Annotated in this window: 20 protein-coding genes; 10 read left to right on the forward strand and 10 right to left on the reverse strand. The window is 54.3% G+C overall.

Going from position 1 to position 22,048, the window contains the following annotated elements; translation table 11 throughout:
- Window positions 1-60 precede the first annotated feature (60 nt).
- Both rlmI and hspQ read left to right on the forward strand, forming a co-directional pair.
- Entirely contained in the window at window positions 61-1,251 is a 1,191-nt protein-coding gene (rlmI, locus tag EPG66_RS05085; protein ID WP_022625919.1) for a 23S rRNA (cytosine(1962)-C(5))-methyltransferase RlmI, read from the forward strand.
- A gap of 59 nt (window positions 1,252-1,310) precedes the next feature.
- A complete protein-coding gene (gene hspQ / locus EPG66_RS05090; protein WP_010246651.1) occupies window positions 1,311-1,628 on the forward strand; it encodes a heat shock protein HspQ in 318 nt (105 codons plus the stop codon).
- A 31-nt stretch (window positions 1,629-1,659) separates the two neighbouring features.
- Here the strand turns inward: hspQ and EPG66_RS05095 are convergent, their stop codons facing one another.
- The gene (locus EPG66_RS05095; protein WP_182686127.1) at window positions 1,660-2,079 is read right to left on the reverse strand and encodes a CoA-binding protein; all 420 of its coding nucleotides are present in this window, start codon (window positions 2,077-2,079) and stop codon (window positions 1,660-1,662) included.
- 176 nt (window positions 2,080-2,255) lie between these two features.
- On the opposite strand from EPG66_RS05095, the gene EPG66_RS05100 reads away from it, so the two are divergent.
- Together EPG66_RS05100 and mgsA are read left to right on the forward strand one after the other, a co-directional pair.
- On the forward strand, window positions 2,256-2,897 hold the full coding sequence (locus EPG66_RS05100) for a YccT family protein (protein WP_182686129.1): 642 nt from the start codon (window positions 2,256-2,258) through the stop codon (window positions 2,895-2,897).
- 69 nt (window positions 2,898-2,966) lie between these two features.
- A complete protein-coding gene (mgsA, locus tag EPG66_RS05105; RefSeq protein WP_010246657.1) occupies window positions 2,967-3,425 on the forward strand; it encodes a methylglyoxal synthase in 459 nt (152 codons plus the stop codon).
- 1 nt (window position 3,426) lies between these two features.
- On the opposite strand, the gene helD is transcribed toward mgsA, so the two are convergent.
- Complete coding sequence (helD, locus tag EPG66_RS05110) at window positions 3,427-5,481, reverse strand: DNA helicase IV (RefSeq protein ID WP_182686131.1); 2,055 nt, start codon at window positions 5,479-5,481, stop codon at window positions 3,427-3,429.
- A gap of 123 nt (window positions 5,482-5,604) precedes the next feature.
- Here helD and EPG66_RS05115 point away from each other — a divergent pair, with 123 nt between their 5' ends.
- Entirely contained in the window at window positions 5,605-6,045 is a 441-nt protein-coding gene (locus tag EPG66_RS05115; RefSeq protein WP_010669786.1) for a YccF domain-containing protein, read from the forward strand.
- Window positions 6,029-8,188 carry a YccS family putative transporter gene (gene yccS, locus EPG66_RS05120; protein ID WP_052270880.1) on the forward strand — a complete coding sequence of 720 codons (2,160 nt, stop codon included), beginning with the start codon at window positions 6,029-6,031 and terminating at the stop codon, window positions 8,186-8,188. The genes EPG66_RS05115 and yccS overlap by 17 nt, the downstream gene beginning before the upstream one ends.
- Here yccS and EPG66_RS05125 read toward each other — a convergent pair.
- A complete protein-coding gene (locus EPG66_RS05125; RefSeq protein WP_182686133.1) occupies window positions 8,185-8,814 on the reverse strand; it encodes a TfoX/Sxy family DNA transformation protein in 630 nt (209 codons plus the stop codon). The two genes, yccS and EPG66_RS05125, sit on opposite strands and share 4 nt — an antisense overlap.
- A gap of 210 nt (window positions 8,815-9,024) precedes the next feature.
- On the opposite strand from EPG66_RS05125, the gene sulA reads away from it, so the two are divergent.
- Together sulA and ompA are read left to right on the forward strand one after the other, a co-directional pair.
- Entirely contained in the window at window positions 9,025-9,516 is a 492-nt protein-coding gene (gene sulA, locus EPG66_RS05130) for an SOS-induced cell division inhibitor SulA (protein WP_031592832.1), read from the forward strand.
- A 350-nt stretch (window positions 9,517-9,866) separates the two neighbouring features.
- On the forward strand, window positions 9,867-10,937 hold the full coding sequence (ompA, locus tag EPG66_RS05135; protein ID WP_010255028.1) for a porin OmpA: 1,071 nt from the start codon (window positions 9,867-9,869) through the stop codon (window positions 10,935-10,937).
- Between the two features lie 95 nt (window positions 10,938-11,032).
- Here the strand turns inward: ompA and matP are convergent, their stop codons facing one another.
- The gene (matP, locus tag EPG66_RS05140) at window positions 11,033-11,500 is read right to left on the reverse strand and encodes a macrodomain Ter protein MatP (RefSeq protein WP_182686134.1); all 468 of its coding nucleotides are present in this window, start codon (window positions 11,498-11,500) and stop codon (window positions 11,033-11,035) included.
- Window positions 11,501-11,553: 53 nt separating this feature from the next.
- Here matP and EPG66_RS05145 point away from each other — a divergent pair, with 53 nt between their 5' ends.
- Together EPG66_RS05145 and fabA are read left to right on the forward strand one after the other, a co-directional pair.
- Window positions 11,554-13,422 (forward strand): AAA family ATPase, encoded by a 1,869-nt coding sequence (locus tag EPG66_RS05145; protein ID WP_050491346.1) that lies wholly within the window; start codon window positions 11,554-11,556, stop codon window positions 13,420-13,422.
- Between the two features lie 68 nt (window positions 13,423-13,490).
- The gene (gene fabA / locus EPG66_RS05150) at window positions 13,491-14,009 is read left to right on the forward strand and encodes a bifunctional 3-hydroxydecanoyl-ACP dehydratase/trans-2-decenoyl-ACP isomerase (RefSeq protein WP_031592836.1); all 519 of its coding nucleotides are present in this window, start codon (window positions 13,491-13,493) and stop codon (window positions 14,007-14,009) included.
- 68 nt (window positions 14,010-14,077) lie between these two features.
- Here fabA and rmf read toward each other — a convergent pair whose 3' ends face one another.
- The 6 genes from rmf to rlmKL form a co-directional block, all read right to left on the reverse strand.
- Window positions 14,078-14,245 carry a ribosome modulation factor gene (rmf, locus tag EPG66_RS05155; RefSeq protein WP_008925875.1) on the reverse strand — a complete coding sequence of 56 codons (168 nt, stop codon included), beginning with the start codon at window positions 14,243-14,245 and terminating at the stop codon, window positions 14,078-14,080.
- 278 nt (window positions 14,246-14,523) lie between these two features.
- The gene (pqiC, locus tag EPG66_RS05160) at window positions 14,524-15,093 is read right to left on the reverse strand and encodes a membrane integrity-associated transporter subunit PqiC (RefSeq protein WP_033757190.1); all 570 of its coding nucleotides are present in this window, start codon (window positions 15,091-15,093) and stop codon (window positions 14,524-14,526) included.
- Window positions 15,090-16,733, reverse strand: coding sequence for an intermembrane transport protein PqiB (gene pqiB, locus EPG66_RS05165; RefSeq protein ID WP_031592838.1), 1,644 nt, complete (start codon window positions 16,731-16,733; stop codon window positions 15,090-15,092). Before pqiB ends, pqiC begins: the two co-directional genes overlap by 4 nt.
- A complete protein-coding gene (gene pqiA / locus EPG66_RS05170; protein ID WP_182686136.1) occupies window positions 16,720-17,988 on the reverse strand; it encodes a membrane integrity-associated transporter subunit PqiA in 1,269 nt (422 codons plus the stop codon). Before pqiA ends, pqiB begins: the two co-directional genes overlap by 14 nt.
- Before the next feature lie 14 nt (window positions 17,989-18,002).
- A complete protein-coding gene (locus EPG66_RS05175; protein ID WP_031592840.1) occupies window positions 18,003-19,919 on the reverse strand; it encodes an ABC transporter ATP-binding protein in 1,917 nt (638 codons plus the stop codon).
- 6 nt (window positions 19,920-19,925) lie between these two features.
- Window positions 19,926-22,040, reverse strand: a complete 2,115-nt coding sequence (gene rlmKL / locus EPG66_RS05180) for a bifunctional 23S rRNA (guanine(2069)-N(7))-methyltransferase RlmK/23S rRNA (guanine(2445)-N(2))-methyltransferase RlmL (RefSeq protein WP_182686139.1) — start codon at window positions 22,038-22,040, stop codon at window positions 19,926-19,928.
- Window positions 22,041-22,048: the final 8 nt, after the last annotated feature.

Genomic DNA, 22,048 nt, shown 5'->3' on the forward strand with positions numbered 1-22,048 from the left:
CAATTTCCCGTTATCCACCGGACAATGGCGCCTCATTTTTTCAGGTAAGCATAGCAAACTATGACAGTCAGATTGATTCTCGCAAAGGGACGTGAAAAGTCCCTGCTCCGTCGCCATCCATGGGTCTTTTCAGGTGCCGTTGCGCGTCTGGAAGGTAAAGCGCAACTGGGTGAAACCATTGACGTTTGTGACAGCAACGGTAAATGGCTGGCTCGCGCCGCTTATTCACCCGAGTCGCAGATCCGCGCCCGCGTCTGGAGCTGGCAGGCCGATGAATCCATCGATATCGCCTTCTTTGTCCGCCGGTTTGAACAGGCGCAGCAGTGGCGCGAATGGCTGGCGGCACGCGATGGTCTGGACAGCTATCGCCTGATCGCCGGTGAATCTGATGGTTTACCGGGCGTTACCATCGACCGCTTTGGCAACTTCTTAGTGATGCAACTGCTCTCAGCAGGCGCAGAATATCAGCGTGCAGCGATCATCACCGCCCTGCAGCACTGTTTCCCTGGCTGCGCCATCTATGACCGTTCTGACGTCGCCGTTCGTAAGAAAGAGGGTCTGGCGCTGACGCAGGGCACCGTTACCGGTGAACTGCCACCGCCGCTGCTGCCGATTACTGAACATGGCATGAAGCTGCTGGTAGATATCCAGGGCGGTCACAAAACCGGCTATTACCTTGATCAGCGTGATAGCCGTCTCGCCACCCGTCGTTACGCGCAGGATGCCCGCGTCCTTAACTGCTTCTCTTACACCGGCGGATTCGCGGTTTCTGCGCTAATGGGTGGCTGTAAAGAAGTGATCAGCGTGGATACCTCCCAGGAAGCGCTGGACGTTGCCCGTCAGAACGTTGAACTGAATGAGCTGGATCTCTCCCGCGCGCAATTTGAGCGTGATGATGTTTTCAAACTGCTGCGTCGTTATCGTGACAGTGGCGAGAAATTTGATCTGATCATTATGGATCCGCCAAAGTTCGTCGAAAACAAAAGCCAGTTGATGGGCGCCTGTCGCGGCTATAAAGACATTAATATGCTCGCCATTCAGTTACTGAATCCGGGCGGCGTATTAATGACCTTCTCCTGCTCCGGTCTGATGGCCACCGATCTGTTCCAGAAGATCATCGCCGATGCCGCGCTGGATGCGGGCCGTGAAGTGCAGTTTATTGAGCAGTTCCGCCAGGCCGCAGATCATCCGGTGATCGCCAGCTATCCGGAAGGTCTCTACCTGAAAGGTTTCGCCTGCCGCGTCATGTGACTTGAAAAAACGGCTCCTGCCCCCATATTGGTAAGAGAGCTTTTTTTTCGGAGGTCACAATGATTGCCAGTAAATTTGGTATTGGTCAGCAGGTTCGTCATCGTTTGTCCGGCGTACTGGGCGTTATCGTCGATGTCGATCCTGAATACTCGTTAGATGAGCCTAAAATTGAAGATGTTGGCGCGGAAGAGAAAATGCGCACCGCGCCCTGGTATCATGTGGTGATGGAAGATGAGGAAGGCGATCAGGTACATACCTATGTTGCTGAGATTCAGCTTTCCGGCGAAACCAGCATTGAACACCCTGAACAGCCTTCAATGGATGAGCTGGCAGCATCGGTACGTCAGCAATTACAGGCACCTCATCTGCGACACTAATTAGTGGCGGCACGCTCTGCCGCCACACTCATCATTTCTGACGCGTTATTCCCAGACGCGGAATTTCAATCTTCGGGCAGCGATCCATAATCACCGTCATGCCCGCATCCTGTGCCAGTACCGCCGCCTGCTCATTAATCACACCCAGCTGCAGCCATAATGTTTTTGCCCCCACGGCGATAGCCTCCTGGGCCACGCCCCACGCGGCTTCAGAATTGCGAAAGACATCCACCATATCAATCTTGCCCGGTACATCCGCCAGGCTGGCATACCCCTGCTGCCCCAGCAGCGTTTTCCCTGCCAGTTTCGGGCTGACCGGGATCACTTCATATCCCTGGTCGAGCAGATATTTCATCACACCGTAACTGGGACGTTCGGGGCAGTCGCTTGCCCCGACTAAGGCGATACGTTGGGTGCGCGTCAGCACCTCACGAATTGTCTGATCGTTCATGTTTATCTCCTTTCAGGCCAGTGTTGAGTGTAGATTGGCGTGCCCTTTAGCGGGTAAGCCCTCAGCGAAATTAATTGAACCCGCACACGAATAAATATGTTTAAATGTAAATTAACTGCCATAATGTAAGAATTTGCTACACACCATCCTTTGTGTCTTCAGTTACCGGAGTTGAAATGAAGCTGTCGCTGGCTGTAACGGGGTTACTTACCCTCCTCGTTTCGGCGTCCTGTTCTGCCATCACATTAAAGCTCGATCCTCAGATCGATTTGCTGGTGCTGGATGGTCGAAAAATTTCAGGCTCCCTCCTCAAAGGCGCAGACAGCCTGGAGCTGGACCGCGGTCAGCATCAGTTTCTGTTTCGGGTAGAGCAGCAGCGCAAAGGTCAGAAAGAGAACGTCATCGCTTATCAATCGGTGCCGATGATCGTCACGTTCACCGCGGTAGCCAAAACCATCACCATTCGGTTGCCTGCGCTGGAGACAAAACGCGAGCGTTATCATTTTGACCGCAGCCTGAACTTTCAGCTGGTGGATGAAAAAGGCACGGAGATTACCAGCGTGCGCGACCACCTGCCGGTCACCACATCCGCAGATATGGAAAAAGCGATGCTGAATTATAATCGCACCCGCCAGATTGCCTCTGTGCCCCGGTTTGCAAATACCACTTCTGCTACGCTCTCTTCCGTCCGGCTTACCGCCGATCTGGACTGGACCACTCAGGCCGAACTGCCCTCGCTGCACCGCTGGTTTCACCGCTTCGATGAAGCCACGCGTCAGCAGCTTCTGACGCTGGTCAAAATGCTACGTACGAGTTGATAGAGTTGAAAGGCCAGAGGTACACTCGTGCTCTCTCTTCTTGCGCATGAGCCTTACCAGGACGCCTTTATGGAACAGACTGTTCGTACCCTCGGCACCACAAAACATATCGCGCTGGTCGCCCACGACCACTGCAAAGCCGCCCTGCTTGACTGGGTGAAACAAAACCAGCCCGCGCTGGAATCGCACATCCTCTATGCCACCGGCACTACCGGTAATCTGATCAATCGCGATACCGGTCTGAATGTGACAGCCATGCTGAGCGGCCCGATGGGCGGCGATCAGCAGGTGGGTGCGCTGATTTCGGAAGGGAAGATCGATGCACTGATTTTTTTCTGGGATCCACTCAACGCAGTGCCGCACGATCCGGATGTCAAAGCGCTGCTGCGTCTGGCTACCGTATGGAATATCCCGGTAGCCACTAACCGCTCCACGGCTGACTTTATCATTCAGTCGCCACTGTTTGCGCAAAGCGTTGAGATTATGATCCCCGACTATCAGCGCTATCTGGCCGATCGTCTGAAGTAACTCAGGCTTTACGCAACACCGGCACACCCAGCTCGCGGAAGTGATCGACAAACGGTGACGGCGCTGCCTTATCGAACATCAGAAAAACCTGCTGACGCGCACGCGTCAGTGCCACATAGGCCAGACGGCGCTCTTCTGCATCAGGGAACGCTTCTGGCTGCGGTAATAAGCCCTGTTCAATAATCGATTCGCGCGCCTCTGCCGGGAAGCCCTCTTTACCCTGCTGTAATCCCAGCAGAATAACGTAATCCGCCTGCTGACCTTTGCTGGCATGAATCGTCATAAATTCCAGATTGAGCTTTGGCCAGCGGGTTCTGGCTTTATCGAGTAAATCCGGCCGCAGATAGTGATAACGAGCCAGCAGCAGAATTCGCTCATCAGGCTTCGCGTAACCGCTGAGTTTGTTCAGCAAGGCTTCCAGCTGATCCTGCGCCAGCAGCGAAATCGACTTTTTATTGCCTTTGGTAATGCTGTTCAGCGGTTTTGCCAGCTGCTGCGGATTTTGTTGTATAAACCGGTTAGCAATGTCGCCGATGCGGTCGTTAAAACGGTAGGTTGTGTCCAGTACGCAGCGGTCTCCCTCACCAAAATAGTGATGGAATGCCGTCGTCAGCGTCATCTCCGCCCCACTAAAGCGGTAGATAGCCTGCCAGTCATCACCAACAGCAAACAGTGCAGTACGCTTATTCTGCTGGCGTAATGCGCTCAGCAACGCGGCACGCTGAGGCGAGATATCCTGGAATTCATCCACCAGAATGTGTTTCCACGGACTGATAAACCGTCCTTTTTCCAGAATGGCAATCGCCTGGTGAATCAGACCCGAAAAATCGACCGCGCCCTCCTCTTTTAATGCGCTCTTCCACGCTTTCAGCAACGGTGCCATCAGTTTGATGCGCTTACTGAAGAGATCGCGGATCTCTTCGGGCACGTCGGCGATCATCGCTGCCTGCGCACCGCCATGCATACGCATCAGACCGAGCCAGCGCTCCAGTCGTGACGCCAGCCGGTTTGCCAGCCTGTCGTCCTCCCAGAATGGCCCATCGGGCAACTCCCACTCCAGTTCATCACGCAGCCACTGACGCCAGCCGTTTGCCTGTGCCTTCTTCTCATGACACTGCTGCCGCCACTGCTGGATCAGCAGCGTGCGACGTGCATCGGCATCACTCTCAAGTTTGCTGATAACCGGCTGCTTATTACTGCCTTCGCGAATAATATGCAGCGCCAGAGAATGAAAGGTCCGCGCCTGGATGTCAGCGGCGGAAAGCCGCGACTGGATACGTGCGTTCATCTCTTCAGCCGCCTGGCGGCCAAATGCCAGTAACAGGATTTGATCGGCGCTGGCCAGCTTGCGCTGCATTAACCAGCCTGCACGGGCCACCAGCACCGAGGTTTTACCGCTGCCCGCACCTGCCAGCACCAGCAGAGAATTCTCGCCATTAACCACAGCCTCACATTGCGACTGATTGAGTGGCGTGCTCTCGACGCTGGCAAAGAAATCCTGATAGCGGGTGAGCATGGCGGCCGTCCAGTCACGGTTTCGCTGCCGCAACGCCGTTTCGCCCTGCTCCAGCCAGCGCTGACAGAATTGCCAGTTATCCCGGCAGTCAGCAAAATCTTTTAAGCGGGAGAGCGGCATCGGCAACGCATCGAACTGTTTGAGGATGTTGGTTTTCAGCGCCTGCAACTCGTGGCGGTTCAGCCAGCGATCCTGTGCGCCAAACGCGTCGATTTCGTCGCGTAGCGCCTGCAGCACCTCGCAGCACACTGCGCTCATCTCCAGACTCCAGCTCTGCCAGGCCTGCAGCAGATAGTGGTGAAAGCGCTGCGTTTCCTGCCATTCCGTGCCATGCAGGCGGACCACTTTTTCATCGGCCAGCAAAAACTCCAGCTCGCCCCACACCAGCCCGCGCTTGCAGGCGATATCCAGTAACTGGTTAAAGGGGATCAGATACTCATGCTTATCGCCGCTGACTTCGACGCCTGCCGCCATTAAACGGACACGATTATAAGGATGCTGGGCAAGCCGTTTGCCCATCGAGGTTGCTTTCAGTTCCACGCCGACACCAACGTCAGAGAATAGGATTAGGGGGAGTTTACCTGTCAGACCCTTAGCGCTCCAGCCTTAAAACAGGCTAAACTTGGCGTCACATCTTGCGGAATGCAAAAGGAAAAGAAGATCATGCGCACCGTTTTAAATATTCTTAATTTTGTTCTGGGCGGTTTTTTCACCACCCTGAGCTGGCTGTTTGCCACGTTAATCAGCATCGTGCTGATTTTTACCCTGCCACTGACCCGCTCCTGCTGGGAAATCACCAAACTCTCGCTGCTGCCGTTTGGCAACGAGGCGGTGCATGTTGATGTGCTGCGTCCGGAAAGTAAGAGTCATATCCTGAATACCGGCGGCACCTTTCTGAATATCTTCTGGCTGATTTTCTTCGGCTGGTGGCTCTGCCTTTCGCATATCTCCGTAGGGATTGTGCAGTGCATCAGTATCATCGGTATTCCGGTAGGAATTGCGAACTTTAAGATCGCCGCTATCGCGCTCTGGCCGGTTGGGCGCAGGGTGGTGTCGGTGGAAGAGGCGCGTGCCGCGCGCGAAGCCAATGCCCGCCGCTACTAATATGATGTCGGATGCCGTGCCAGGCTGGCGCAAATATCTGTTTAACAGTACGTGGCGCTATCTGCTGCGGATCCTGTTTGCACTGAGTGGCTGCGCCGCCATTCCCTGGTGGCTGCATCAGATTGAGTGGACGATCCCTCTGACGCTGGGAGTGGTCGCTGCTGCGCTGGCCGATCTCGATGATCGCCTGGCCGGTCGCCTGAAGAATCTGCTGATTACCCTGCTCTGCTTCTGCATCGCCTCGGTTTCAGTCGAGTTACTGTTTCCCTATCCGTTCGCCTTTATTATCGGGCTGGCAATCTCGACCTGGGGCTTTATTCTGCTGGGCGCCCTTGGCCAGCGCTACGCGACTATCGCCTTTGGTGCTCTGCTGATTGCGGTCTATACCATGCTCGGCATTGGACTGTTCAGCCAGTGGTATATGCAGCCGATGCTGCTGCTGGTCGGCGCGCTGTGGTACAACCTGCTGACATTACTGGGCCATCTGATGTTTCCGGTCCGGCCGGTGCAGGAACAGCTGGCCGGGAGTTTTTCACAACTGGCGCGTTACCTTGATGCCAAAGCGAATCTTTTCGATCCCGACGCGGGCGATCAGGATGATGCCGCGTTTATCGATGCGGCGATGGTCAACAGCCAGTTAGTGGCGCAACTTAATCTGACCAAGACCACACTGCAGAGTCGTCTGCGCGGCGATCGCGGGTCGCGCGGCACCCGCCGTAGTCTGCACTACTACTTTGTGGCGCAGGATATTCATGAACGGGCCAGCTCTTCCCATCTGCAATATCATCTGCTGCGCGGCGACTGGCGCTACAACGAAATTCTGTTTCGCTTTCAGCGCCTGCTGAATATGCAGGCTCAGGCCTGTCGCCAGCTTGCACATTGCATTCTGATGCGTCAAAGGTGGGTGCATGACAGCCGTTTTGAGCGTGCATTTGAACGATTACAGAAAGCGATAGAACGTCTGGAGCAGCATGATCCCGACGCTACGCATACCCGTGCTCTTTTCTGGCTGCTGCGCAACCTGCGCGCCATCGACGCACAGCTTGCTTCGATTGAATCAGAACAGACGCTGGCCGGTGAAGATCCTCAGCACAGTGACAATCTGCTGTCACGCGAAGGATTGAGTGGCTGGAGTGATATCCGACTGCGCTTCAGCCGCCACCTTTCTCCCGCATCGGCGCTGTTCCGGCATGCGGTCCGCATGTCAGTGGTGCTCTGTATTGGATATGGTTTTATTCAGGTAACCGGACTGGAGCGGGGATACTGGATTTTGCTGACCAGCCTGTTTGTCTGCCAGCCCAACTACAATGCAACGCAGCGACGACTGGCCTTGCGCATCGGCGGAACGCTGGCGGGGATTGCGATTGGTCTGCCCGTTTTATGGCTGGTGCCTTCGATTGAAGGTCAGTTAATCCTGATAGTGATCACGGGCGTACTGTTCTTCGCTTTCAGGCAGGTGCAGTATGCACAGGCCACGCTGTTTATCACTCTGCTGGTGCTGCTCTGCTTTAACCTGCTGGGTGAAGGGTTTGAAGTTGCCCTGCCACGGGTAGTGGATACCTTACTGGGCTGTGGCCTGGCCTGGCTGGCTGTCGCGTTTATCTGGCCTGACTGGCGCTTTCGTCAGTTACCTGCCGTGGCAGAACGAACGCTGAAAGCGAATTGTCGCTATCTGGACGCGATCATGGAGCAATATCATCAGGGCAAAGATAACCGTCTCGCCTATCGCATTGCACGACGTGATGCGCATAACGCGGATGCTGAACTGGCGTCGGTGGTCTCAAATATGAGCAGTGAAAGCCGCACCAGCCAGAAGCTGCGCGATTCGGCTTTTCAGCTGCTTTGCTCCAACCATTCGTTTCTGAGTTACATTTCTGCGCTGGGCGCGCATCGCGATAAAATTACCGCACCCGAACTGCTGACATTGCTGGATGATACGGTTTGCTATGTGGAGGATGTCCTTCAGACGGAAGTTGTCAGCGATGAGCACGTTGAAACGATGCGCCATCAACTGGCTCAGCGAATCAGCCAGCTGGCCGCAGATGCGGATACGCGTGCGCCGCTGGTGCTCCAGCAACTCGGTCTGCTGGTGGCATTAATGCCCGATGTGGCTCGCCTGCGCCGCACGCTAATCACTGATTAGCCTTCACCGCCGCTGAGATTGGGGTTTGATAAAAGCGTGCGCTGGAACCACGCATTCAGCTCCGCCCGTGTCGCCTGCGGCAACGCGGCGGCATGGTGGCCCGTGATGGCCCCTTGCAGCGCAAGTAACGTCTGGAACCCAACGTGCTGGTTGATCGCTTTTAGCTTCAGCCAGCACTGTTTAGCCCCCATCTGGTAAAGATGATTGACGCTCATGACGCCCGCCTCGTACAGCATCATCTCCATACGTACGCTGAGATTTGGCAGATCTTTTAACCGCGGTGAGGATTGGCGTTCCTGCAACTCCAGCTGCGCCGTTTCTAAAGAGGCAGCGGAGAGCGCCAGCAGATGATCAGGGTCGCGCCATAACGCCTCATCGACCCGAAAGTAATTGAGACTCACCAGCTTGCCCCGCTTGCGAAAAATCAGGGGTTGCAGCGGACGATCTGTAAGGTATTCCCGCAGAGGTTCACTGGCGCGCAGATAGAGTTCGTCTTTATTAATTAAGGCAAAAACCACACTTTCTACAGCCAGGGCATAGCCTCCGAACTGGGTGCGCGACTCTATTGTTCCTAATGGGGCCAGGCGCGCTCTGGAGCGCTCTACAACCGGATTCACCTTTTTCATTGCACCACCTCCATGTAAGAAATATATCGTAAATTACCTTGGGTATCAGGTAATTAGAAGATAAAAAAAAGCTTCAGCGGGTTCAATGAATAAATAGCGTTTCAACTAATCTTGTCGCGATTTTGCGAGGCGTTTTCCGAAATTTGGGTTGATCTTTATCCAGGATGACAGTACTGTATATTCATACAGTCCACTGCTGGTGATTAACTTATGCGAACACAACATCCTGATAATTCACGCTATGCTCATCATTATGCGTCCTCTTCCGTTCCGGCCTCTCAGGGCGGTGGAATTACTGAGTTACGCTACAGCGAACAGCCGGGTATGATGCAGATGTTGCTGTTGCCATTATTGCAGCAGCTGAGTCAGCAATCGCGCTGGCAGTTGTGGTTAACACCGGCATATAAACTGAATCGCACCTGGCTGCAGGAATCAGGATTACCACTGGATAAAAGTATGCATATCGCCGATTCTGAACGTCTGAATGCGGTTGAAGCGATGGTCAAAGCATTGCGTACAGGAAATTACAGTGTCGTTCTGGCATGGATTCCTTACGATCTTGACGAAGATGAACGACGTCAACTTGAAAATGCGGCGGCAGAGGGTGAAGCGCTGGGATTGATTTTGCGTGCAAGCGGGACATCGGAAGCGCCTCTCAGACCGCAAACTGCGATAAAAATTCAGTCGGATTTGTTTCATTAAGTAAAAATCAGAAGTTTCCCAAGCTATTTTTCTTATCTGTCGCAGCTAAACCACTGATTCTGTTAGTTCGAGCGTTGACAATGGTTTAGCAAGTTTTTAAGGCTTTTTGCCGCGGCAATAAGACCAGCCTAATTGTTAGAAATTGTGTATAAATCGCTGTTTTTTTACATAAGCGCCTCACATCATACTTGTAAGTTTCCAATCTCGTTGTAGACTTTAGCTCGCCAGGGTGCTCAATAACCTCCGTTTTTTGCGGTAGAGTCATAAGCGAGCGTTTTGACCCGGCGAAGGATTTAAACCAAGAGCAACCTTTTTGCTCATTGCCTATTTGGATGATAACGAGGCGCAAAATGAAAAAGACAGCTATCGCAATTGCAGTGGCACTGGCTGGCTTCGCTACCGTAGCGCAGGCCGCTCCGAAAGATGACACCTGGTACACCGGTGCTAAACTGGGCTGGTCTCAGTATCACGACACTGGTTACTACGGTAACGGTTACGAAAACAATGACGGTCCAACTCATGAAAGCCAGCTGGGTGCAGGTGCATTCGTTGGTTACCAGGCAAATCCATACCTGGGCTTCGAGCTGGGCTATGACTGGCTGGGTCGCATGCCTAACAAAGGCAACGTGACTAACGGCGCATTCAAAGCACAGGGCGTTCAGCTGGCTGCTAAACTGAGCTACCCAATCTATGACGATCTGGACGTGTATACTCGTCTGGGCGGCATGGTATGGCGTGCAGACTCAACGCAGACTAACCCAACTACTGGCCGCATCAGCGACCACGACACCGGCGTATCTCCGCTGGCTGCTGTTGGTGTTGAATATGCGCTGACCAAAAACTGGGCTACCCGCCTGGATTACCAGTGGGTTAACAACATCGGTGATGCACAGACCGTTGGTACTCGTCCAGACAACGGCATGCTGAGCGTAGGCGTTTCATACCGCTTCGGTCAGGATGACGTCGCTGCTCCGGCGCCAGCTCCGGCTCCGGCACCAGCTCCAGTTGTTGAAACCAAGCGTTTCACTCTGAAGTCTGACGTTCTGTTCACCTTCAACAAATCTACCCTGAAGCCAGAAGGCCAGCAGGCTCTGGATCAGCTGTACAGCCAGCTGAGCTCAATGGATCCTAAAGATGGTTCCGTTGTCGTACTGGGCTTCACCGATCGCATCGGTTCAGAGCAGTACAACCAGAAACTGTCTGAGAAACGTGCTCAGTCAGTCGTAGATTACCTGGTATCTAAAGGTATTCCTTCTAACAAGATCTCTGCACGTGGCATGGGTGAATCTAACCCAGTTACCGGCAACACCTGTGACAGCGTGAAAGGCCGTAATGCCCTGATCGACTGCCTGGCGCCGGACCGTCGTGTAGAAATCGACGTTAAGGGTATCAAAGACGTTGTAACTCAGCCACAGGCTTAAGTTTACACGTAATAAAAAACCCCGCTAAGGCGGGGTTTTTTTATGCCGGTAATAAAACCGGACTGAAGAGTAAAGGCTCTGATTACCCTGCCTGATTAGTCGCTCTCTGAACCGGAGTTACCCAGAATCGCCTGCAAATCCTGCTTCAGACTCGACATCTGAGTGGCATATTTCTCTTTACGTTCTGCATCTTCTATCAGCTGAACAATCGTTTCAGAGAGCGTGCAGCCGCGCCGCTGTGCCAGACCTGCCAGTCGCTGCCAGACCAGATACTCCAGGTCTATCGATTTTTTTCGCGTATGCTGATGCTCAGCGTTGAAATGGCGTTTCCGTCGGGCACGGATGGTTTGCTTCAGTCGGTTATCCAGATCAGCGTGAATATGTTCTGCGATCCATTCATTCACTGTAACCGGATTATTTTCCATTGCCAGCAGCTTATCCACTGCTGCCTGCGCCGCGCTTAATTCAAGGTGACGCGTGATCAGTTCACCTTCCCGATGTTTTTTCACCAGGTATTTCCACTTCCATCCACATTCAAGATTTTCGAGTTGCTGGTATTTCATCGGAATCTCATCGTGATCACGTAACGAACTAAGAATAACAGCTTTTTTCCCGGATGCAGCAACGAAAAACATGCTGTCACCATCACATCTTCAACAGGAAGTCTGCAGTGCTTAACAAGGGTGAATCCTGTATAATCTCGCTTTTCTTAAAACAGACAAATGCGATTATTTTGACCAGCACTCAACTTACGTGGCAGACCTTACAGCCAGATAGCGCGCAATACCAATCCGTTTTCTCCCGAATTGCTGATGAAGAAACTGATGCTCTGGCAACGGTACAGCCCCGGTTGCTGAATGCACTGGCGCATTTACACCATCAGACGCAGGGGTTCCCGTTACTGCTGGTTCGTAGCCAGGAGAACCGCGATTATCTGACATTCATTGCCCAGGCCGCAGAGCGGGTTATGGCCGACAGTACCACTCTATTCGGCGGTGATTACCATATCATGGCCGACAACGTCACGCTCCAGCCCCCCTCCGATCCTCAACGCCCATTCACCAGTCAGGGTGGTATTCACTTTGCTGAATGGATTGAGATGGAGCAGTTGTTTGGCTGCGTGCGCCAGTATAAAGATCGCATCCAGCTGGAACCGGGCCTGATCCATCAAGCTAATGGCGGCACGCTGCTGCTTTCCCTGCGTAGCCTGATGACGCAGCCGATTCTCTGGTTGCGCCTGAAAAAGTGTATTGAGCAGGGTTATGTTGAGTGGACATCTCAGGATGAGCGCCGGCCGCTGCCAGTCTCGATTCCTCCCTTGCCCCTCAATCTGAAACTGGTCCTGTGTGGCGATCGGGAAGCGCTGGCAGAATTTCAGGAGCTGGATCCCGAAGCTCACGAAATGGCCATCTATACTGAATTTGAAGAGAATATTCAGATTCTGGATGAAGATGACATGCTTGCCTGGTGTCGCTGGAACATCGAACTGGCGCAACAGGCGGGTCTGCCCCAGCCGGAAGCGGACTTCTGGCCAGAACTGATTAAAGAAGGCGTCCGCTACAGCGGCGATCAGGAAACGCTGCCACTCTGCCCCCGCTGGCTACAACGCCAGATGCGCGAATCGGCCCTGATGGGCGATGAACTGAACGCTGAAGCGCTGCGTGATGCCCTGGAAGCGCGTTTGTGGCGCGAGAATTATCTCAATGAGCGGATGCGTGACGAGATCCTGCTGCGACAGATTCTGATTGAAACCGAAGGCGAAGTGGTCGGTCAGATTAATGGCCTGTCGGTCGTTGAATATCCTGGCCATCCCCGTGCCTGGGGCGATCCCTCGCGTATTACCTGCGTGGTACATCCCGGCGATGGTGAATTCATGGATATCGAGCGCAAAGCGGAGCTGGGCGGTAATATTCATGCTAAAGGCATGATGATTATGCAGGCTTACCTGATTGCCGAGCTGGAACTCGATCAGCAACTGCCCTTCTCGGCCTCAATGGTCTTTGAGCAATCTTACTCCGAGGTGGATGGTGACAGTGCTTCACTGGCTGAACTCTGTGCCTTAATCAGCGCGCTGGCTAATCAGCCCATCAATCAGCAAATTGCGGTGACCGGCTCGGTTGATCAGTTCGGCAACGTACAACCGGTGGGCGGACTGAATGAGAAAATCGAAGGCTTCTTTGATATCTGCCATCAGCGAGAACTGACAGGTCAGCAGGGTGTGATTATTCCCGCCAGCAATGTCCGTCATCTCAGTCTCAGCCAGGCGGTTGTCAGTGCAGTTGAACAGGGTCATTTCCATATCTGGGCTATTGACCGTGCTGATGAAGCGCTACCGCTGCTGACCGGTAAAATCTGGAGTACCGAGGATGGCCTGGGCGATTGCCTGCTGAATACCATCCAGGAACGCATTAGCCTGTTCAACCAGCCGGACGGTCCGCAACGTCCCTGGGCGCTGCGCTGGCTTAACTGGTTCAACCACCGTTAATCCGATTTGCTCAGCGTACAACTGTTCGCTAATATTCGTGATTCACTAAAACAAGGCTTATTGAAAACATGGTAGATAAACGCGAATCCTATACCAAAGAAGATCTGATTCTGTCAGGTCGTGGTGAACTGTTTGGCGAAAATGGTCCGCCGCTTCCATCCGGCAACATGCTGATGATGGACCGCGTGGTCAAAATGACCGAAGACGGCGGCAAATATGACAAAGGCTTTGTTGAAGCGGAGCTGGATATCAATCCTGATCTCTGGTTCTTCGGCTGTCACTTTATTGGCGATCCGGTGATGCCGGGTTGTCTGGGCCTTGATGCCATGTGGCAGCTGGTTGGTTTCTATCTGGGCTGGCTGGGCGGCGAAGGTAAAGGTCGTGCGCTGGGCGTGGGTGAAGTGAAATTCACTGGTCAGGTCCTGCCAGATGCGAAGAAAGTGACTTACCGCATTCACTTCAAACGCGTTATTAACCGCAAACTGGTTATGGGCGTGGCAGATGGTGAAGTGCTGGTTGACGGTAATCTGATCTATAACGCCAGCGATCTTAAAGTCGGCCTGTTTAAAGATACCGCCGCTTTCTAAGCGTTTCCCCCGGAAACAAAAACCTCCGCGCATGGCGGAGGTTATATTCCCTTTTCAGTGACATCCGGTTATGCAGCTACCGACCTGTCCTCCATGGCTTGTCGCCAACCTCCCAACCAGTGAGACTTAGCGTCAATCAACTGATACGGACACATCTCTTTTGAGCGTCCAGTAATGCCTGCCTGATAACCACGTGAATGGGCGCGTTCGAGGCGGTCTCGTTTCTGTCTCTTCATACTCCGTGTCCCTCATGTAAGGTCTGTGGAATCTGGTGGAAAGAAAAGTGGTGAATTAATGTTCAACCACCCTTATGTTCTACCTCCTGCGCACCCAAAGATCAATGCCCAATCTTCATGCCAGTGTCATAAATGTGACCTTAATCGGTAAAATAACGGCGTTTTGTGATGCATACGACAGCACTATCTTTATGATTAAGCTAATAAAAAAGCCCCTGACCCCTGTCGAAAAAGCACGACAATCGGTCAGGGGCTTAGCTTATTTATTCACATCAATCTTAATTTAACGCAACCACACTATTGGCAATTTTCTGCGCCGTCTGTTGCCAGCCCGCCGCCAGCGTTCTGACCATCGCATCGTAGCCATCTTCGGTCTGCGGCAGTACCAGGTTAAACGCCTGTTTAGTCAGCCGGCCCTGATGTTCCAGCGTCCATTCGCCACTGACGATTGCTTTGCCATCATAGCGTCCCTGGAAGCCTGTCACGGTCACATTCAGCGTATCGTGCTGCGCGCCCAAAGGTGAACCGGCTACAAGCCGGCCTGGCAGCGCCTTGCTCAGGTTAGTAATCAATGTCTGCTGCAACTGCTGATCGAGCGGGCTGGCCCAGAGATTATTCGCGGCGATAACGTATTTGACATCGCTGGTCTGATAAACCAGTCCGTTGCCTGCCAGATAGTCCGGCACCGTCACCTGCTGCACCCACAACATCGGTTGCGCTTCATTCAGCTGGCTGCTGCTGACCTGCATGGAAGCCGCCCCGGAGGGCAGCTGATACCAGGTATTGTCAACGCTGCTACTGCACGCACTCAACACCAGCGCGGCACAAAGTATTAATCCTTTATTCACTGTTTCGCCCTCTTCGGCTGGGGATCCTGTCCCGGTTTTGCCTCAAATACCAGCGCATTGCTCTTGGTGTTAAGCGTTCTTAACACCGGCTGGAGTTCACGCAGAACCTTATCCAGGCGCTGCATATCCCCCACCAGCTTGCTGTAGGCTGGTGAACCTGGCTGCAGGCCTTTCATGCTGCGGTTCAGCTCGCGCAATGTCTGCTGCAGGTCTTCCGGCAGGGTTTTCATAGCCGGACTGGCGGTGACTTTGTTGATGTTGTCGATGGTGCGCTGCAGATCACGCATCGTTTTCTGGCTCTCTTTCAGCGTACCTGTCGCTTCATTGACCATACCGTTCAGTGGCAGACTGTTGATCTTATCCAGCGCCGCCATCAGCTTCTGCTGAATCTGGCTCAGGCCACCGCTAACCGTTGGGATAACTTCATAGCCAGAGACTTTCTGCGGACCTTTGTAAGGTGGCGCATTGTCATAGAAGTCGAGATCGACATAGAGCGCACCCGACAACAGACTGCCGGTTTTCAGCGTCGCACGCAGGCCACGTTTTTTACCATCCTGCAGATGCTGTTGCAGATCGAAGTTCTCACCCAGTCGGCTGATAAAGCGATCCGGCTCGATGCGAATCAGCACCGGCACGCGGTAATCATTATTCAGCGCCTGGTCCAGACCGGCTTTCATCAATGGCGCTTCCGATACGGTACCCAGGCGAATGCCGCGGAACTCAACCGGCGCACCCGCCTGCAGACCACGAATGGAGTCGGTGAAGAACATCAGGTAATCAATATGGTTGGTGTAGAGCGAGTCCTGAATGCTGCGCTGATCGTCAAACAGATGATAGTCAGACTGATTCTTCGCAGGCTGACCCAACTCCCAGCCATCCGGCACGTCAAAACTGACGCCGCCACTGAACAGCGTGGTCAGCGATCCCATTTCCACTCGCATTCCTGAAGCGGACATATCCACGGCGATGCCGCTGTCCTTCCAGAAGCGAACGTTGGTTGTAATCAGGCGATCGTAAGGCGCAGCGACGAACAGCTGATAGGTCATCATACGTTTTTCGGTATCAAAAGCGCTGGTCTCGACCGTACCGACGCGATAGCCACGGAACAGCACCGGATCCCCCGGATTGAGCTGACCCGCTTTCTTGCTGTCCAGCACGATGCGAATACCTTTGGCATCCGGTGGCGCTAACGGCGGCGCATCCAGCAGCTTAAACTGCTCGGGTGCCTGGCTTTTAGTGCCAGGCTGCAATTCGATATAGGCACCGGATAACAGAGTACCGAGACCGCTGATCCCTTCGCGACCCACCTGCGGTTTCACCACCCAGAAAACGCTGTCACTATGCAGCAATTTTCCCATGCCGGCATTCAGGCGCGCTTTGATTTCCACATGGTGGAGATCGTCGCTTAACACCGCGCTTTCCACCACACCGACATCCACGCTACGGCTTTTAATCGTGGTTTTACCCGCAACAATGCCTTCGGCGTTTTCGGTGATGAGGGTGACTTCCGGCCCCTGATGGCTGAAGTGATAAAAGAGGATCCATCCGCCGATTAACAGCGTAACGATGGGGACAATCCAGACCGGCGACCAGCGCTTAATCTGTTCCACCTTTGCATGGCCGTGATTAGTTTCCGTCAAGGCGCGACTCCTTCATATTGTTTTCGCGTACACGATCCCAGGTTAATCGCGGGTCAAAGGTCATGGCAGCAATCATGGTGATAATCACCACCATTGCAAACAATACTGCCCCCCACGCGGGATAAACATTCATTAATTGCCCCATGCGCACCAGCGCAGAGAGCACGGCAATAACAAACACGTCGATCATTGACCAGCGGCCAACAAATTCGACCACTTCATAAATTTTGTGCATCCTGTGGCTGTCACGCTGTCCGCGTCCGCTGGCATCCCAGCAAAGCCAGCCAATCGCCAGCATTTTCAGCGTAGGCACCATGATACTGGCGATAAAGATCACCAGCGCCACCGGATAGGAGCCATCGCCCCACAGCACAATCACCCCCGCCATGATATTGGAGGGATAGGCTGTGCCGAGGGTTTCCGTCACCATGATCGGCAACAGGTTGGCCGGGATATAAAGCAGTATTGAGGTGAACAACAGCGCCAGCGTCCACTGCAGGCTGTGCTTACGCCGTGCCTCGGCCGTGACGCCGCAGCGGGGACACTTATGCTCTGCTTCCGGCAGAATGGCCGTACAGCAGGGACAGCAGCGCAGACCCTGCTCTAAACCACTGATGCCCACTTCGGGCGGATGGGGCAGCGCAGGTCGGGGGGACAGACTGTCCCACAAGCCACGTCGATCAACGCACTGAAAGGCCCGCAACTGCAGCAGACAGAACAGGACCCACGGCCAGAAACTGGTCTCCAGGCCGATCTCACCATAGGCCATCAGCTTAACGAAACTGACCAGCACGCCCGCCATAAAGATTTCTGACATGCCCCAGTTACGCAGCTGAAACAGGATACGTGCCAGACCGATTTTGAGGCGCGTCGGCAACGGGACCGGATTGACCAGCAGGATAATGGTGATCATGCAGAAGGCCGGAACCGCCTGCACAAAGAGAAGGAACAGCGTCGCCAGACTGCTGTAATCTTCCGTCACCATCACCTGAGGGATCTGCGCCAGGGTGATCTGGCTGGTCAGCCCGGCCACCTTCATTGAGACAAAAGGAAACAGATTCGCCAGCAGCAGCATAAACAGCGCTGCCAGCGCATAGCCCGTTGGCCGTTTACGCGGTTCGTGCCAGTTGGCCGTCAGGGAGGTGTGGCAGCGCGGGCATGACGCACGGCTGCCAACGGGAATGTCCGGCAGCTTAATCATTAAATCGCATTGTGGACAGAGCATCCACGCGTTACTTTTCACTGCTGAACACATCCGTTAGCCCTGCCCTACGCGCCGTTTTTCAGTGACTCTAGCTCTTCCCAGCGCGCAAAAGCGGTTTCCAGCTCCTGCTCAGTCTGAGCCAGATTATCCAGCACCGGTTGCGTCTGATCGTGTGCCTGACTGAAGAAGTCGGGATGACTCATCTTCGCCTGCAGTTCTCCGATACGCGCTTCCAGCTGCTCCAGTTTTTGCGGCAGCTGTTCCAGCTCACGCGCCAGATTGTAGCTGAGTTTATTCACGCTACGCTTCGCATCACCCTTTTCTGCTGCAGGCTTAGAGGCGTTACCCGTCGCTTTCGCCGGTGCTGCCGCCTTGTGCTGCCGATAGGCGGCGCGCTGCTGCTGAGCATCGTGATAACCGCCAACAAAGGTACCAATCTCACCGTTGCCTTCAAAAATCCAGCACTCGGTAACGGTATTATCGACGAACTGACGATCGTGGCTCACCAGTAAGACGGTGCCCTGATAGCCATCAATCAGCTCTTCCAGTAGTTCCAGCGTTTCAACGTCGAGGTCGTTAGTCGGTTCATCCAGAATCATCAGGTTACTGGGACGCAGGAACAGGCGTGCCAGCAGCAGACGGTTACGTTCACCGCCCGAAAGGGCGCGCACCGGCGTCATGGCACGTTTTGGATGGAACAGGAAGTCCTGCAGATAGCCCAGCACGTGGCGCGGTTTGCCGTTGACCAGCACTTCCTGCTTGCCTTCGGCCAGGTTGTCCATCACGGTGCGGTCCGGATCCAGTTCAGCGCGATGCTGGTCAAAGTAGGCCACTTCCAGTTTGGTGCCGGAATGCACGCGGCCATGATCGGCTTTAAGCTGCTGCAGCATCAGGCGCAGTAAGGTGGTTTTCCCGCAGCCGTTCGGTCCGATCAGCGCAATTTTGTCGCCACGCTGCACCTGGGTTGAGAAATCCTTTACCAGCACTTTGCCATCGACCGCGTAGTCGACATTTTCCAGCTCAAACACAATCTTGCCGGAACGGGACGCTTCGCCCACCTGCATATTGGCTTTGCCCATCACTTCGCGGCGTTCTGAATGTTCACGACGCAGCGCTTTCAGCGCACGCACACGGCCTTCGTTGCGGGTACGACGAGCTTTGATGCCCTGACGGATCCACACCTCTTCCTGCGCCAGTTTGCGGTCGAATTCGGCGTTCTGCATCTCTTCAACGCGCAGCGCTTCCTCTTTACCTTCCAGATAGAGATCGTAGTTGCCCGGCCAGGAGACCAGCTTGCCACGGTCCAGATCGACAATGCGCGTCGCCATGTTGCGGATAAACGAACGGTCATGGGAAATAAAGATGATACTGCCGGTAAAGTTCTTCAGGAACGTTTCCAGCCAGTCGATGGTTTCGATATCGAGGTGGTTGGTTGGCTCATCCAGCATCAGGACGCGCGGGTTACTCACCAGCGCCCGGCCCAGTGCCGCTTTACGCAGCCAGCCGCCCGAGAGCGACGACAGCTCGGTATCGGGCTGCAGTCCAATCTGCTCCAGCACGTCATGGATGCGGCTCTCCAGCTGCCACAGATTCTGATGGTCGAGAATGCTCTGCAGACGCGCCATCTCGTTGAGGTTTTTATCGCTGGGATCTTCCATCACCACATGGGAAATGGCGTGATAGGCTTTCAGATGCTCAGCCTGCTCTTCAACGCCCTCGGCCACGAAGTCATACACCGAACCGGTAATATTGCGCGGCGGATCCTGTTGCAGACGCGCCACGACCAGATCGGTTTCATAAATAATGCGGCCATCATCCAGTGGCTGTTCGCCATTGATGATTTTCATCAGCGTGGATTTACCCGCACCGTTACGGCCCACCAGACAGACGCGTTCGTTCTCTTCGATGTGCAGTTCGGTGTTGTCTAACAGCGGCGCATCGCTGAAGGAGAGATAAGCGCCGTGGATACTGATTAATGACATGTAAGCTTATTCCTTACCGGCGTGAGTGATCAGCCAGCAGTTGTGAATTTGACGGTTACGCGCGAAGTCCTGCGACTGCGTTTTCTGGGTAATATCCTGCGCCTGCAGGCCCAGTGATTTCAGGCCATCCATGTCCATTTTGAAACCGCGTTTGTTATTGGAGAACATGATGGTGCCGCCGCGACGCAGCAGGCGCTTCAGGTTACGCATCAGCATCATATGATCGCGCTGAACGTCGAAGCTCTCTTCCATACGTTTTGAGTTGGAGAAAGTTGGCGGATCGATAAAGATCAGGTCAAAGTTCTCATCACTCTCATTCAGCCAGCTCAGGCAGTCCGCCTGCATCAGACGGTGCTGACGCCCGGTCAGTCCGTTGAGACGCAGGTTGCGCTCCGCCCACTCCAGATAGGTACGCGACATATCTACCGTGGTGGTTGAACGCGCGCCACCCAGACCGGCATGCACACTGGCGGTACCGGTATAGGCAAACAGGTTCAGGAAATCTTTGCCCTGACTCATCTGGCCCAGCATTTTACGGGCAATGCGGTGATCGAGGAACAGGCCGGTATCGAGATAGTCGGTCAGATTCACCCAGAAACGCGCATTAAACTCTTTAACTTCGAAATAGTCGCCCTTCTCACTGAGCTTCTGATACTGCGCTTTGCCTTTCTGGCGTTCACGCGTTTTCATAATCAGACGGTCAGCAGGCAGTTGCAGCACGCTCAGCGTCGCGCTGATGACATCGAACAGACGCTGACGCGCTTTATCAGGATCGATGGTTTTTGGTGGCGCGTACTCCTGGATAATCACCCAGTCGCCATAGCGATCAACAGCAACGTTGTAGTCTGGCAGATCGGCATCGTAAATACGGTAGCATTCAATGCCTTCCTGACGCGCCCACTTCTCCAGTTTCTTCACGTTTTTACGCAGGCGGTTAGCGTAATCTTCCGCAATCTGTCCGGCGCTTTCATGACTGTTAACCGCCAGCTTATAGTTTTTCTGCACGCAATCCAGCGGACCGTTCTTCGCTTTAAACTGGCGATCGGCACGCAGCTGCAGGCAGCTCAGCAGTTCAGGCGAGGCGCTGAACAGCGACAGGTTCCAGCCGCCAAAATGCTGCTTCATCAGACGTCCGAGCTGGCTGTGCAGCGCAATCAGGGCTGGCTCGCTCTCCAGACGTTCACCGTAAGGAGGATTACTCAGCACCGTACCGTGAACCGCCGGGTCGACCGGATTAGTCAGCTTCAGCAGATCCTGCTGGCCGAAGGTGAAAAGTTCAAAGACCCCAGCGCGGCGGGCATTCGCCTGCGCCCACTCCAGCACCCGACCATTATTGTCGTAGCCAAAGAAGCGCGCCTGGGTGGCAGCCGTGCCAGTGCGGGCACGGTTCTGCGCCTCGGTTTTAACGTCCTGCCACAACGCAGCGTTAAACTGGCTCCAGGCGGTGAAGCCCCAGTGCTTGCGCAGCAGGCCAGGCGCACGATCGCAGGCGATTAGCGCGGCTTCAATCAGCAGCGTACCGGAACCACACATCGGATCGATCAGCGGTGTCGTCGGCTCCCAGCCAGAACGCAGCACGATGGCCGCCGCAAGGGTCTCTTTTAACGGTGCCTGACCGGTCTGCTGGCGATAACCACGCTGATGCAGCGAGCTGCCGCTGAGATCCAGCGCAATGCTGGCGCGATCGTCATTCAGCCAGACGTTGACACGGATATCTGCCTGCTCACGATCGACGTTGGGTCGTTCGAGGCTCTGACGGGTAAAGCTGTCCACGATGGCATCTTTAACTTTCAGCGCGCCGAACTGGCTGTTACGAATCGAATCGTTGGTGCCGCTGAAATGGACGACAAAGGTTTTGTCGCTGCCGAACATCGTCGGCCAGTCCACGCTCTGCACACCCAGATAGAGATCCAGATCGCTGTAGACGCCAAACTCTCCCAGCGGCAACAGGATGCGTGATGCTAAACGACTCCACATCAGGCTTTGGTACATGGTGCGATCGTCGGCTTCGTAGTGAACGCCTCCCTGCACCACTTGCAAATCCTGCGCGCCCAGCGCGTCCAGCTCACTTTTTAACAGCTCTTCGAGCCCACGCGCCGTGCTGGCAAACAGAGAATTCATATCGTCAC

The sequence above is a fragment of the Pantoea pleuroti genome (assembly GCF_014156615.1).
Taxonomy (GTDB): domain Bacteria; phylum Pseudomonadota; class Gammaproteobacteria; order Enterobacterales; family Enterobacteriaceae; genus Pantoea; species Pantoea agglomerans.